This is a genomic window from Candidatus Binatia bacterium (genome assembly GCA_023150935.1).
Lineage (GTDB): Bacteria > Desulfobacterota > Binatia > HRBIN30 > HRBIN30 > JAKLJW01.
Map to the genome: position 1 here is coordinate 51,307 of JAKLJW010000015.1, position 12,692 is coordinate 63,998.

The 12,692-nt window shown below is 66.5% G+C and carries 10 protein-coding genes and 2 pseudogenes; 6 read left to right on the forward strand and 6 right to left on the reverse strand.

Annotated features, from left to right (window positions below):
- Positions 1-20 precede the first annotated feature (20 nt).
- Entirely contained in the window at positions 21-1,520 is a 1,500-nt protein-coding gene (locus L6Q96_10950; GenBank protein MCK6555079.1) for a NapC/NirT family cytochrome c, read from the forward strand.
- Positions 1,521-1,591: 71 nt separating this feature from the next.
- Here the strand turns inward: L6Q96_10950 and lspA are convergent, their stop codons facing one another.
- Positions 1,592-2,113, reverse strand: coding sequence for a signal peptidase II (lspA, locus tag L6Q96_10955; protein ID MCK6555080.1), 522 nt, complete (start codon positions 2,111-2,113; stop codon positions 1,592-1,594).
- Positions 2,110-4,929 carry an isoleucine--tRNA ligase gene (ileS, locus tag L6Q96_10960; protein MCK6555081.1) on the reverse strand — a complete coding sequence of 940 codons (2,820 nt, stop codon included), beginning with the start codon at positions 4,927-4,929 and terminating at the stop codon, positions 2,110-2,112. The genes lspA and ileS overlap by 4 nt, the downstream gene beginning before the upstream one ends.
- 131 nt (positions 4,930-5,060) lie before the next feature.
- On the opposite strand from ileS, the gene L6Q96_10965 reads away from it, so the two are divergent.
- The 3 genes from L6Q96_10965 to L6Q96_10975 all read left to right on the forward strand — a co-directional run bounded on the left by L6Q96_10965 (position 5,061) and on the right by L6Q96_10975 (position 8,518).
- Positions 5,061-6,143: a phosphotransferase gene (locus L6Q96_10965; GenBank protein ID MCK6555082.1), complete on the forward strand. Its 1,083-nt coding sequence runs from the start codon at positions 5,061-5,063 to the stop codon at positions 6,141-6,143.
- Entirely contained in the window at positions 6,131-6,877 is a 747-nt protein-coding gene (locus L6Q96_10970) for an NDP-sugar synthase (protein MCK6555083.1), read from the forward strand. The genes L6Q96_10965 and L6Q96_10970 overlap by 13 nt, the downstream gene beginning before the upstream one ends.
- Before the next feature lie 294 nt (positions 6,878-7,171).
- Positions 7,172-8,518 carry a patatin-like phospholipase family protein gene (locus L6Q96_10975; GenBank protein ID MCK6555084.1) on the forward strand — a complete coding sequence of 449 codons (1,347 nt, stop codon included), beginning with the start codon at positions 7,172-7,174 and terminating at the stop codon, positions 8,516-8,518.
- 304 nt (positions 8,519-8,822) lie between these two features.
- Here L6Q96_10975 and L6Q96_10980 read toward each other — a convergent pair.
- The 4 genes and pseudogenes from L6Q96_10980 to L6Q96_10995 form a co-directional block, all read right to left on the reverse strand.
- Positions 8,823-8,951 (reverse strand): annotated as a pseudogene (locus L6Q96_10980) (hypothetical protein).
- Between the two features lie 335 nt (positions 8,952-9,286).
- Positions 9,287-9,907 (reverse strand): annotated as a pseudogene (locus L6Q96_10985) (M48 family metallopeptidase).
- A gap of 8 nt (positions 9,908-9,915) precedes the next feature.
- A complete protein-coding gene (locus tag L6Q96_10990; protein ID MCK6555085.1) occupies positions 9,916-10,128 on the reverse strand; it encodes a hypothetical protein in 213 nt (70 codons plus the stop codon).
- Between the two features lie 3 nt (positions 10,129-10,131).
- The gene (locus tag L6Q96_10995; protein ID MCK6555086.1) at positions 10,132-10,905 is read right to left on the reverse strand and encodes a TrmJ/YjtD family RNA methyltransferase; all 774 of its coding nucleotides are present in this window, start codon (positions 10,903-10,905) and stop codon (positions 10,132-10,134) included.
- 168 nt (positions 10,906-11,073) lie between these two features.
- On the opposite strand from L6Q96_10995, the gene gap reads away from it, so the two are divergent.
- A complete protein-coding gene (gene gap / locus L6Q96_11000) occupies positions 11,074-12,108 on the forward strand; it encodes a type I glyceraldehyde-3-phosphate dehydrogenase (protein MCK6555087.1) in 1,035 nt (344 codons plus the stop codon).
- 92 nt (positions 12,109-12,200) lie between these two features.
- Positions 12,201-12,674, forward strand: a complete 474-nt coding sequence (locus tag L6Q96_11005; protein ID MCK6555088.1) for a universal stress protein — start codon at positions 12,201-12,203, stop codon at positions 12,672-12,674.
- The last annotated feature ends 18 nt before the right edge of the window (positions 12,675-12,692 follow it).

Below are 12,692 nucleotides of genomic sequence, written 5' to 3' on the forward strand. Positions count from 1 at the left end.
GCCGCAACGGAGAGACGTGAATGATCAAACTCCCGCCGCTGGTACACAACTGGGTGACGTACGCCGGTGCGGCCATCGCCGGCATCGCGTTTGCCGCGATGGTTTTTCTGTTCGTGTTCGACATCGTCAGCGGCGGGCAGTCGCCCTACGCGGCGATTGTCACCTTCATGGTTCTCCCCGCGGCGCTGATGGGCGGTCTCTTGCTGGTCCCCGTCGGCATGGGACTGGAGTGGCGGCACTGGCGCCGCACCGGGCAGCGGTCGATTCAGAGATTTCCCGTGCTCGATCTGAACCAGCCCCGACAGCTCAACGCCGCGATCGTCTTTGTGATCGTAACGCTGTTGGTCGTCTGCGGTTCCGTCTTCGGCAGCTACCAGGCCTACGAGGCGACGGAGTCCGTAGGCTTCTGCGGCACCGTCTGCCACACGCCCATGGAGCCGGAGTACACCACGTACCAGAACTCGCCGCACGCGCGTGTGCGCTGCGTCGACTGTCACGTCGGGCCGGGGGCGGACTGGTTCGTGAAATCAAAACTGGACGGGCTTTATCAGGTGTACGCCGTCGCCTTTAACAAGTTTCCGCGCCCGATTCCCGGGACGATCGAGAGCCTGCGCCCGGCACAGGAGACGTGCGAGCAATGCCACTGGCCGGCCAAGTTCTTCGGCCAACAGATGATGCGGCGGGTCTACTATTTTCCCGACGAGAAAAACTCGCGTTGGGAACTCCGCCTGCTGCTCAAGACGGGCGGCAGCGAACCGTTCGGACAGCAGGGCCAGGGCATCCACTGGCACATGAACATCGAGGAACGCATCGAGTACATCGCCACCGACAAGAACCGCCAGAGCATCCCCTGGGTGCGTGCGACCAACAAGACCACCGGTGCGTCGGTGACCTACATGTCGACCGAGGATCCGCTGACCGACGAACAAATCGCCGGCGCCGAGAAGCGGCAAATGGATTGCATCGACTGCCACAATCGGCCGAGTCACATACTCCTGGCGCCGCGCGAGGCCATCAACCGCGCGATCGAGCACGGCGACATGGACGCCGCGCTGCCGTTCCTCGTGAAGACCGGCACGCAACTACTGAAGGGCGATTATGCGACGGTCCCGGAGGCACTCGAAGCGATCGACACCGGTCTCGCCGGTTACTACGCCGACAACTACCCGGAGGTCGCCGTTTCGCGCGCAGAAGAGATCCGGCGCGCCGTCCGCGTCCTGCAACAGATCTACCGGGAGAACTTCTTCCCAACCATGAAGGCCCGCTGGGACGTCTACCCGACCAACACCGGACACATGAACTTTCCCGGCTGTATGCGCTGCCACGATGGCAAACACGAAAGCGCGGACGGCGAGACGATCACCGACAAGTGCATCTCATGTCACGTCATCGTGTCGCAAGGGTTCGACGGCAGCCAGGAGTTCACGATGGAGCCCGACGGTCTCGAACTGGAACACCCGGAGGAAGTCCAGGAACTCCTCGAAGACAACACCTGCTACGACTGCCACTCCGAGGATTGAGGCGGACAACGTTTGCGCAGCGGGCGCCCGGATCGTCCGCGGTCGGCTCCGGTCGCGGCGCGCGGCTCGTCTCACGCCGACGAGCGACGTTCGCCCGCTTCGCGGCGGGGCACTTCGTTTTCGTCCGCCGCCACGAACGAGTGCACGACGAGAATCAGCATGCCGACCGTGATGAACGAGTCGGCGACGTTGAAGGTCGGCCAGTGGTAGCCGCGCCAGTAGACGTCGAGGAAGTCGGTTACCTGCCCGAATACGGCGCGGTCGATCATGTTGCCCGCCGCACCGCCGAGAACCGCCCCCAGCGCGAACAACAACACCCGCTGGCGGGGAGACACCCGGCGCACGAAGTGCAACAGCGCGGCAATCGCCACCACCGCCACCAGCAGGAAGAAGGGTACGCGCCAGGCCTCGTCCGCCCCCGCGAACAGACTGAACGCACCGCCGGTGTTACGCACATGGGTGATGCTGAACAGACCGTCGACCACCGGCACCGACTCGTACACGCCCAACTCGGTGCGGACGATCCACTTGGTCAGTTGATCGAAGACAACCACGAACGCCGCCACGGCGCCGACGAAGCCGTATCGGCTCATGCGGCCGTACCTGCGACTACCGGTAGGCACCTCCCGCACAGCCCCGGGTGAGCCGTGTCGGTGCCGACCGCCTCGCTGTAGTTCCAGCACCGTTCGCACTTGCCGCCGCGTGCGGCCTCCACTGCGACGCGCAACTCGGGCAGCAGGGGGCTTGCCGCCGCTTCGTCGAGGCCGCCGGCCAGATCGACCTGCGACACGATGAAAAACGCCGGCAGCTCCGCCGCGAGCCGGTGCAGGAGTGGGCGTAGCCCATCGGCGGCGTCGAGACGCAAGCGAGCGTCGAGCGAGTGCCCGATCGAGCCGGCCTTGCGCGCTTCTTCCAATGCCTTCGTGACCGCGCCGCGCACGGCAAGAAGCCGATCCCAGCGTGCCAACAGCGTCGGGTCGGCGGCACGGATCCGCGTCGGGAAGCCCGCAAGAAATACGCTTGCCGGCCGGTCGCCCCCGGGGAGCTTTTCCCAGATCTCCTCGGCCGTGAACGACAGGATCGGCGCCATGAGCCGAACCAGTACGTCGAGGATCTCGCAGAGCGTCGTCTGCGCCGCCCGGCGCTCCTTACTCGCCGCGGCCGAGCAGTAAAGCCGGTCCTTGACGATGTCGAGGTACAACGCGCTCAGGTCGACGGCGCAGAAGTTGACGAGATGCTGTACCACGTGGTGGAAGGTGAATCCCTCGTAAGCGCGCCGGATGCGCTGGTCGAGGTCGGCCGTGCGCAGCAAGATCCAGCGATCCAGCTCCGGCAGCTCGTCGTAAGCCACCGCGTCGCGTCCGGGATCGAAGTCGTTCAGGTTGCCGATGAGGAACCGGCACGTGTTGCGGATCTTGCGATACGATTCCAGCAACGGCGTGATCAGGCCCTTCGAGAAGCTGGTGTCGGCCGTGTAGTCCACCGACGCAAAGAGCAGGCGGAGGATCTCCGCCCCGTGCGCCTTGATGACTTCCTCGGGGGAAACCACGTTGCCGAGCGACTTCGACATCTTCTTGGCCGACTCGTCGAGAATCAGTCCGTGCGTGAGGACCGCACGGTAGGGCGCCGTGCCGTGGGCCGCCACCGACGTGATCAACGATACCTGGAACCACCCGCGGTGCTGGTCGACCGCCTCCACGTACAGGTCCGCCGGCCAGGCCAGCTCCGGGCGGCGGCGCAGCACCGCTTCGTGAGAGCACCCGGCGTCGAACCACACGTCGAGGATGTTGTTGTCCGGCTCGAAGTCGGCGCCGCCGCATCCGCAGCGATAACCCGCGGGCATGAGCGCCGTGGCCGGCAGCTCGTACCACACGTCCGAGCCGCGTTCGGCGAAGATCGCCTCGACGTGGCGGACGACATCGCCGTCGAACACGAAGGCGTTGCAGCCCCGGCAGCGAAAGGCGGGGATCGGCACACCCCACGCGCGCTGGCGCGACAGGCACCAGTCCGGCCGCGTCTCCATCATGTGGTGAATCCGGTCGCGCCCCCAGGCGGGGACCCAGGTGGTGCCGTCGATCGCCGCCAGCGCCGTCGAGCGCAGACCGGCGTGATCGACGCGCAGGAACCACTGCTCGGTGGCGCGGAAGATCAGCGGGTTCTTGCAGCGCCAGCAGTGCGGGTAAGCGTGCTGCTGGCGCTGCACGTGCAACAGCGCCCCGCCGCGGCGCAATTCGTCGACGATATGCTCGTTCGCTTCGAAAACCAGCTCGCCGGCGTACGGTCCCGCCTCCGGCGTAAACCGGCCGACGGCGTCCACCGGCGTCAGCACGGGCAGCCCGTATTTCTGCCCGACGGCGAAGTCCTCGTAACCGTGGCCCGGCGCCGTGTGCACGCAGCCGGTGCCCATGTCCGCCGTGACGTGCGCTTCGAACACCAGGCGCGAGGCCCGATCGATGAACGGGTGGCGGAAGACGTCGCGGCCATCGAGGGGCGTGAGGTCGACCGGAATGCGGCGGCCGCGGTCGTGCAGCCCCGTGGCCGCGAGGAAAGCGTCCGCCAGGCGCGCGGCGACGATGTAGTACGCGCCGTTGACCGGTATGGCCACGTAGTCGAGGTGGGGGTTGAGACATACGGCCAGGTTGGCCGGGAGGGTCCACGGTGTCGTCGTCCAGATCGCCACGGCCAACTCGGCGTGGTGACGTCCCAACTCCTGGGCGTCGCCCGGGTGGACGGCGAGCGCCGCCGCGTCGTCCGCCGATCCGGCGAATCGGAACTTCACGTAAATCGCCGGCGAGGTGTGCTCCGTGTACTCGACCTCCGCTTCGGCAAGAGCCGTGGCGCAGACCGAGCACCAGTGTACCGGGCGCAGGCCGCGATAGATGAAGCCGCGCTCGGCGAGCTCGCGGAACACGCCGACGATCGACGCTTCGTAAGCGGGCGTCATGGTCAGGTAAGGATGCTGCCAGTCGCCGATCACCCCGAGCCGCTGGAATTCCTCGCGCTGCACGGCGAAGAACTTCTCCGCGTACTCGCGGCAGCGCCGGCGGATCTCGACCTGGCCGAGCTGGCGGGCCTTGCCGCCGAGTTGCTTGAGCACCTGGTGCTCGATCGGCATGCCGTGGCAGTCCCAGCCGGGCACGTACGGGGTTTCGTAGCCCGCCATCGCCTTCGACTTGACGACGATGTCCTTGACGATCTTGTTGAGCGCCGTACCGAGGTGAACGTGCCCATTGGCGTACGGTGGGCCGTCGTGCAGGACGTACCGCGGCTTGCCGGCGTTGACGCTCAGGATCTGCTCGTAGATGCCGATGGCCTTCCACCGGGCGACCACGTGCGGTTCGCGCTCGGGCAGATTGGCCTTCATCGGGAATGTCGTCTGCGGAAGGTTGAGCGTGCTCTTGTAGTCCATGCGTTGTCCGGAGGGAGCGAGAGTCGATCCCATCCCATACCAGCGGGCATTTGGCGATTCAAATTGGGGTCTCGAACATCGGGTGCCGGCTTTTTTTGACAAGCTCGGCCGGCGCTGCTAGTGCCGCCCGCGTGCCGCCGGAAGTGCCGCCCCTTTTCGACGCACTGATCCGCGACCGCTTCGGCGGAACCGCTGCCGTCAGGGAAGTCGTGCCGCTCGCCGGCGACGCCTCGACTCGCCGCTACGCCCGGCTTTACCTCGCCGGTGCCGGCGTGCCGCCGACGGCGGTTGCCATGCTGCTGGCCGATCGCGGCATCGCCATGTCGTCCGACGAACTGGCGGTGTTCGAGGAAGCCCCGCGCGAGCTACCGTACCTGAACGTTCATCGCTTTCTCGCCCCGCTGGGCGTGCCCGTGCCCGAGGTCTACGCGGACGCCTCCGAGCAAGGCGTCGTCATCCTCGAAGACATCGGCGACACGGCGCTGTGGGACGCCGTGCAGGGTCGGGACGACGACACCGTGCTCGCGCTGTACCGGCGGGCAATCGACGAGTTGCTGCGGCTCCAGATCGAAGGCACTACCCGGCGCGACCGGCGCTGTATCGCCTTCCAGCAGGCGTTTGACGAACGCCTCTTTCTCTGGGAACTCGAGCACTTCATCGAGTACGGCATCGAGCGCCGCCTCGACCGGCCCCTGCCGGCGGAAGACGCCGCGTTGCTGCGCGCGCACTTCGCGATTATCGCCCGCCGCCTCGACGCCCAGCCGAGGTATCTGAACCATCGGGACTTCCATAGCTGGAACCTCTACCTGCACGGCGACCGTATCCGGGTGATCGACTTCCAGGACGCCTTGCTCGCCCCGGCCCCGTACGACCTGGCCACGTTGCTCGGCGACCGCGATACGCCGCTGATCGTGCGCCCCGATCTCGAAGCGGCTTTGCTGGACTACTACGCGCGCCGATGGATCGAACTGGCGGGGCGGGCGCCGGGAGGCGACGCCATCGAGGAGGTGTACGTCCTTTGTGCCCTGCAGAAGGCGCTCAAGGTGGTCGGTCGCTTCTACTATCTGGATATCGTCAAAGGGAAGAAGGGATACCTGCGCTACATCCCGTCCACGGTGCGCCAGATCGAGCGGCTGCTGCCTCGCTTCCCGCAGCACGTCGAGATGGCGGCGGTGATCCGGCGGTACCTGCCGCGCGACCAATGCGCGCGATGATTCTCGCGGCCGGGAAGGGTACCCGGCTGCGGCCCCTCACCGAGACCGTTCCAAAACCTCTGATCGAGGTGGCCGGACGCCCGATGATCGCCTTTGCGCTCGCTTGCGTGCGGGAGGCCGGCATCCGCGATGTGATAATAAACCTGCACCATCTGGGCGGGCAGATCCGTGCCCGGCTCGGCGACGGCAGCGCATACGGGGTGCGGATCGCCTACACGGAAGAGGATCCCATCCTCGACACCGGCGGTGGCATCGCCAACGCGCGCCCGTGGCTCGAGGGCGATGCGTTTGCCGTGCTGAACGCCGATACGGTCATCGACGTGGACCTGCGCGCGGTCGCCGACGCCCACGCGCGTCGCCGGGCGCTGGCGACAATGGTGTTGCGCGCCGACCCCGACGCCGCCCGTTACGGCGTCATCGAGATCGACGCCGACGACCGCATCCGGCGCTTTCTCGGCCACGCCGACCCGACCCTGACGGCGGCGGAAGCGCCGGGGTTGCGGGCCCTGATGTACCCCGGCGTGACGATCTTCGATCCTCGGATCTTCGCCTACCTCGGCCCCGGAATTTACAGCATCACGCGCGACGTCTTCCCGCGGTTGCTCGACGCCGGCGAGCCCTGTTTCGGCTACGTCTACCACGGGTACTGGCGCGTGCTGGACAACCCGGCAGATCTGGAAGCCGGTCGCGCCGAGATTGCCGGGCGGCTCGGCCGTCCGCCTCTCGGACGCTAAGGGCGACGCAGCCGAACTTTCGGAGTCGTGTGCCGAGACCTGAGAACGGCCGGCGTCGAGGTTCCGGAATCTGGAAAACCTCTTCGCCTTGGCTGCCCGAAATGACGTTCGGCTGCTGGCGTGAAGATTTGGCAGGAAATTTGTTTGAAATTCGTATTAGACTTCGTGTGCAGTGTCCACCGGCTCGGCGAGCCGATACGGGGCGGCGCAGAGTTGGGTGCGTCGGGGGTGGAGCGCTTGCGACGCGGGGCCTGTGGAGGACGGGGAGCAAATCAGACTGACGAGGTAAAGTGAATGGGCATCACGATCGTGCAGAAGAGCGACCTGACCGTCCGCAAGCGCGATCCGAAAATCGCCCTGGTACTGGCCGGCGGCGCCATGACCGGGGGCAGTTTCAAGATCGGCGGGCTCAAGGCGCTCGACGATTTCCTCGTGAATCGGAAGACGACGGAATTTCACTGCTACGTCGGGTTGAGTGCCGGGGCGCTGCTGGCGGCCCCGCTGGCGTCGGGCATTACCCCGGCGGAAATGCACAAGAGCCTCGAAGGGAAGTCGGATCAGTTCACTCGGTTCCGGGTCCTCGATTTCTACAATCCGAACTTCGGCGAATACCTCTCGCGCCCTCTGCAGTTCGCGGTCGATGCGATCTCGTTCCTGCCCGGGACGCTTGGCGACCTGCTGAAGCAGGTGCCGGGCCTTACCGGTCGGATTCAGGAGCCGCTGGCGCAGGCCTGGCGCCGGCCGTCGATGGCCGCGCTGCGAGAGGTCGTGGCGCCGATCGCCGAGGCGCTCGACCGACGCCGCAGCTTTCCGTCTCCGCTCGACTACCTGCCTTCGGGCATCTTCGACAACTCCAGCATCGGGCACTTCCTGCGTCAGAACTTCGAGCGCACCGGTTATCCGATCGATTTCCGCGACCACTATCGTCTGGTGAAGCGCGAGCTTTATATCGGTGCGATGAATCTCGATACCGCCGAGCGGGTGATCTTCGGGCACGACGAAGACACCTCCGCGACGATCCCGGAAGCCGTGCAGGCGTCAACCGCACTCCCCGGTTTCTACAAGCCGGCGCGAATCAACGGTATCGACTACGTCGACGGCGGCGTCCGGCGTACGGCTAACATCGACGTGGCGATCGAGCACGGTGCCGACCTGGTTATCTGTTACAACCCGTTCCGGCCGTTCTCGAACCGTGTCCGCCGGGTTCCGACGAAGAACGGCGGCTACCGGTACGAAGGGGTGCCGATGGCGGAGCGCGGCGTCATAACGGTCATCAACCAGGTGTTCCGCACGCTGCTCCACTCGCGTCTGCAGTACGGCCTGCGCCAATACCAGGACGACCCGACCTTCTACGGCGATATCGTCGTGATCGAGCCGAAGGAAACCGACCTTCACTTCTTCCAGACCAATCCGATCAACTACTGGGAACGCATCCGTGCTGCACAGTACGGGTATCTCTCGGTCACCGAATCGATCGAGCAGAACTACGACCTCATCAAGCAGATCCTCGAAAGCTACGGCGTTTCGATGACGCGCAAACAGGTGCGTGTCGGCGTCGAGCGCATTCGCGAAGCCTCGACGGAAGACGCCGAGGACGTGCTCTCGCGCGAGGTGCCGGCGCGGTCGCTGAGCGTGGCTTGAGGGGCCGAGGCCTCGAGGTCAGTCCCCGGCTTCGGACGGGCGGGGGCGGCCGAGGAATTCGGCGAGGTCGGAAATTTCCGCGTGGGTATCCTGGGCGCGGCTGCTGCCCGGTGGCAGCAGAGGCTCGGCCTTTTCGAATTGCGTCAGGGCCTTGTCGAGGTCGCCACGCAGCTTGAACGCCTTGCCGAGGTGATAAAACCCGTCGCCTTGCTGTCCGGCTCGACCTTGCAACATGCCGAGATCGTAGTGCGCGTCGCCGAGGGTCGGCGCCAGCTCGATGGCCCTCTCGAAGGCGCGCGCCGCGGCCTGGCCGTCGCCCAGCGCGTGCAGCGCCTTGCCGAGTTCGTACTGCGCCACGGCGTCGCCCGGGTCGGTTTCGGCGGCACGGGCCAGGTACTCGCGCGCTTTGGCGGGCTCGCGCAGTCGTAACCAGGCGCGGCCGACCTCGCGATCGGTGGCTGCGAAGCCCAGTTCACGTGCGGCCTCGAACTGCGGCAAGGACGCGTCGACCATCCCGCTCTCCAGATAGGCGAGGCCGAGGAGGTAGCGAGCGCGCCCGTCCGCAGGCGCGGCGTCGACGCGCCGGCGGTACAGGTCCATGACGTCCTGGGCGGGTTGGGAGCGCACGCGCGTAAGGAGCTGAGCCCGCTCGAGTTGCAGGCTCGGCGGGCGGCGCGGCTTGCTGTCCCATTGCGGCGTGCGCAACGAGGCCTCCAGATTGCTCAGGCGCTTGTCGGTGATCGGATGCGACGCCAGGTACGGCGCCGATCGCGGTGCGTTGCGCTGCAAGTCCGACAGCCGCTTGAAGAAATCCAGCATGCCGCGCGGGTCGTATCCCGCTTCCCGCATGTAGCGCGCGCCGAGGTAGTCCGCTTCTTGTTCGAACTCGCGCCTGTACTTCAGCCGCGCCGTCGCATTGGCCGCCGCCGCGCCGGCGCCGAGCGCCGGTTCGACGACCGACAGCAGTACGCTCAGGAGCGTGGCGTAGTTCATGAGCTGGGACGCCTCTTCCTGGCGGGCCAGATGGTGGGCGTTGATGTGCGCGATTTCGTGGCCCAGCGCCCCCGCCAGCTCGTCGTCGTTGGCCACCTGCGTGAGGAGACCGCCGTGCACGTAAACGTAGCCGCCCGGTACCGCGAAGGCGTTAATGCGCGGATCGCGCACGACCTGGAACTGGTACACGAAGGACCGGTCCGGCAGCGCGGCCACGATGCGCTGGCCGATGCCGTTGACGTACTGCGTGACCTCGACGTCGTCGACGCTGGGCAGCCGGTCGCGCGCCTCGTAGGCGAACTTCCTTCCGAGCGCCTTCTCTTCCGAGGTCGACACCGCCTGCACGGGCGGGACGAGGGCCAGTGCCGCAATGAGGCCGGCCGCGACGGCTCGCATCGGGATAGTCACGGCAGACGCACCGCGTATTCGAGGATCGCGCTCAGGTGCCGCACGCGGCGTGCGAAGACCGGGCGCAACTCGGGTCCGGCAGCATCGAAGGCGTCGAGATTGGCGCGCAGGTTGGCACTCAGGATGTCTACGCACTGCTCGACGCAGGCGCGCTCGGCATCCCGCCGCCGCGCCCGGACGATGTCTTGCATCGGAATCACGACCGCCATCGCTTACCCCTCCGCGCCGATGCCCGCGGGTTCAGTTGCCCCGTCGCCGCGAAGTCGCCAACCGTCGCGGCCGAACCACTCTATCTGCCGTGCCAGACCGAGCAGGATGCGCACGTCGCGCTCGTCCAGACCGGCCCGGCCGAACATGCGTCGGAAGGCGAACATGATGTGGTCGGGGTTATCCCGGTGCAGGAACCCGATCGACAGGAACGCGGCTCGCAGATGCGTCATTGCCTGTTCGACCCGATCGGCCGTCGCCAGTTCGGGCGGGCTTACTGCCTCCGCCCCGCCGTTGGCGGCGAGGAACAGTTCGTAGCAACACAGCATTACGGCTTGCGCGAGATTTAGCGAGGCGTACGCGGCGTCGGCCGGAATCGCGGTCAACTGGTGACAGACGGCGAGGTCGTCGTTGCTCAAGCCGTGGTCCTCCGGACCGAACACCAGTGCGACCCGGTTCCGCTCGGCCGCGGCGAGCCACCGCGGCGCCGCCCGGCGCGGCTCCTCCGCCCCGGCGCGGTACGGGCCGTCGCGGCGCGTGGTGCCGACGACCAGCCCGCAGTCCGCCACGGCCTCGTGCAGCGTGGCGACGGTGCGCCGCCCGGCCAGTACGTCGGCGGCGTGAACGGCCATGGCCGCGGCGGGCAGCCGTCCGCCGAGACGCGGCGCCACGAGCACGAGCTCGGTCAGGCCCATGTTCTTCATGGCCCGCGCCGCGGCCCCGACGTTGGCCGCCCCTCGCGGCCGCACGAGCACCACCCGGATGTTGCGCAATGGCATGCCGAACTCATCGTAACCGCAATGCAACCGAAGCGCGAGTCGAGCCTGCATGGTTCCAGGAGACCCCCGGGGCGTTGAAAGTCGCGCCGCTTCTCTATAGGGAAAGCGTTTTCGAGGGGTCCCCGCGGCAACGGGAAGCCCACCCACAGCGGTCGGAAGGAGAAGCAAATGGCGATCCGGATTGGCATCAACGGCTTTGGACGAATCGGCAGGCTCGTGTACCGGGTCGCCGCCGAGCGCGGTATCGACGTGGTTGCGCTCAACGATCTCGTGCCGGCGGACAATCTGGCCTACCTGCTGAAGTACGACACGACACACGGGCGATTCAGGCTCGGGGGCAAACCCGCCGAGGTATCCGCCACCGAAGACAGCTTCACCGTCAACGGTAAGACCACCCGGACCATGTCGGTTCGCGATCCCGGCCAGTTGCCGTGGAAAGACCTCGGCGTCGACTACGTGCTGGAATCGACCGGGCTGTTCACCGACTTCGAGAACGCGAGCAAACACGTGGCCGCCGGCGCCAGGCGCGTTATTATCTCGGCGCCTACGAAGAGCGGACCGGAGCAGGTGCCGACCGTGTGCCTGGGGGTGAACCAGGACACCTACGATCCGGCGAAGCATACGGTGGTGAGCAACGCCAGTTGCACGACTAACTGCCTGGCCCCGGTTGCCAAGGTCATCCACGACAACTTCGGCCTCGAAGAGGGTCTCATGACCACGGTCCACGCCGCCACGGCAACACAGCCTACGCAGGACGGCCCGAGCAAGAAGGACTGGCGCGGGGGCCGCAACGCGTACATGAACATCATTCCGGCCAGCACCGGCGCCGCCAAGGCGGTGACCCTCTGCATTCCGTCCCTGAAGGGCCGGCTTACCGGCATGGCCTTTCGCGTTCCCACCGCCGATGTCTCCGTCGTCGATCTGACCTTCCGCACCGCCAGGGATGCGGGTCTGAAAGACATTCACGCGGCGATGAAGGCGGCGGCCGACGGGCCGTTGCAGGGTATCCTGGGTTACACGGAAGAGGAGATCGTCTCGGCGGATTTCATCGGCGACCGGCGCAGCAGTATCTACGATGCCGGCGCCGGCATCGAGCTCAACAAGCGGTTCTTCAAGGTGGTGAGCTGGTACGACAACGAGTCCGGCTATGCCACCCGCTGCGTCGATCTTGTCGAGTTGATGGCGAAAAGGGACGGGAAGTGAGCGTGGTGGCCGGCGGCGGCGGGTTGCCCCGCGATCCTTGCGCCGGTCGGCGGCACGGTGATATCAGCGGCTAACGAGAAAGGGCAGGGCGCATGTCCATTGAACGGATTCTGGTGCCAATCGACTTTTCCGACGACTCGCTGAACGCGCTGAGCTACGCGCGCGAGTTCGCGGCGGCATTCAACGCCGAGCTGCTGCTCCTGCACGTCATCGAGCCGATTTACTATGCCACGCCGGCCGACATGTACGTGACCAGCCCGAACATTTCGATGCTTCTCGACGAGCAACGCTCGATTGCCGAGCAGCAACTCGAGCGGTTGTCCGCCGAGTTGAGCGCCCAGGGGCGAAAGCATCGCACTATATTGAAGACCGGCACCCCCGCGCAGGTGATCGTGGAGGCGGCCGAGGCCGCCGGCGCCAGCCTGATCGTCATGTCCACCCACGGGCGCAGCGGACTCGCGCATATCCTCCTGGGCAGCGTGGCCGAGAAGATCGTGCGCCACGCAGCCTGTCCGGTGCTCACGATCCGCCGCCTCGACGCAACCAAGGACAAGCCCGCCGGTTAGGGCGCAGGCCGCCTGCCG

Bases quoted from the DNA above. Each gene is read 5' to 3' on its own strand.
- L6Q96_10950 (MCK6555079.1), top strand. From the start codon at position 21: ATGATCAAACTCCCGCCGCTGGTACACAACTGGGTGACGTACGCCGGT.
- lspA (MCK6555080.1), bottom strand. From the start codon at position 2,113: ATGAGCCGATACGGCTTCGTCGGCGCCGTGGCGGCGTTCGTGGTTGTC.
- ileS (MCK6555081.1), bottom strand. From the start codon at position 4,929: ATGGACTACAAGAGCACGCTCAACCTTCCGCAGACGACATTCCCGATG.
- L6Q96_10970 (MCK6555083.1), top strand. From the start codon at position 6,131: ATGCGCGCGATGATTCTCGCGGCCGGGAAGGGTACCCGGCTGCGGCCC.
- L6Q96_10975 (MCK6555084.1), top strand. From the start codon at position 7,172: ATGGGCATCACGATCGTGCAGAAGAGCGACCTGACCGTCCGCAAGCGC.
- L6Q96_10990 (MCK6555085.1), bottom strand. From the start codon at position 10,128: ATGGCGGTCGTGATTCCGATGCAAGACATCGTCCGGGCGCGGCGGCGG.
- L6Q96_10995 (MCK6555086.1), bottom strand. From the start codon at position 10,905: ATGCCATTGCGCAACATCCGGGTGGTGCTCGTGCGGCCGCGAGGGGCG.
- gap (MCK6555087.1), top strand. From the start codon at position 11,074: ATGGCGATCCGGATTGGCATCAACGGCTTTGGACGAATCGGCAGGCTC.
- L6Q96_11005 (MCK6555088.1), top strand. From the start codon at position 12,201: ATGTCCATTGAACGGATTCTGGTGCCAATCGACTTTTCCGACGACTCG.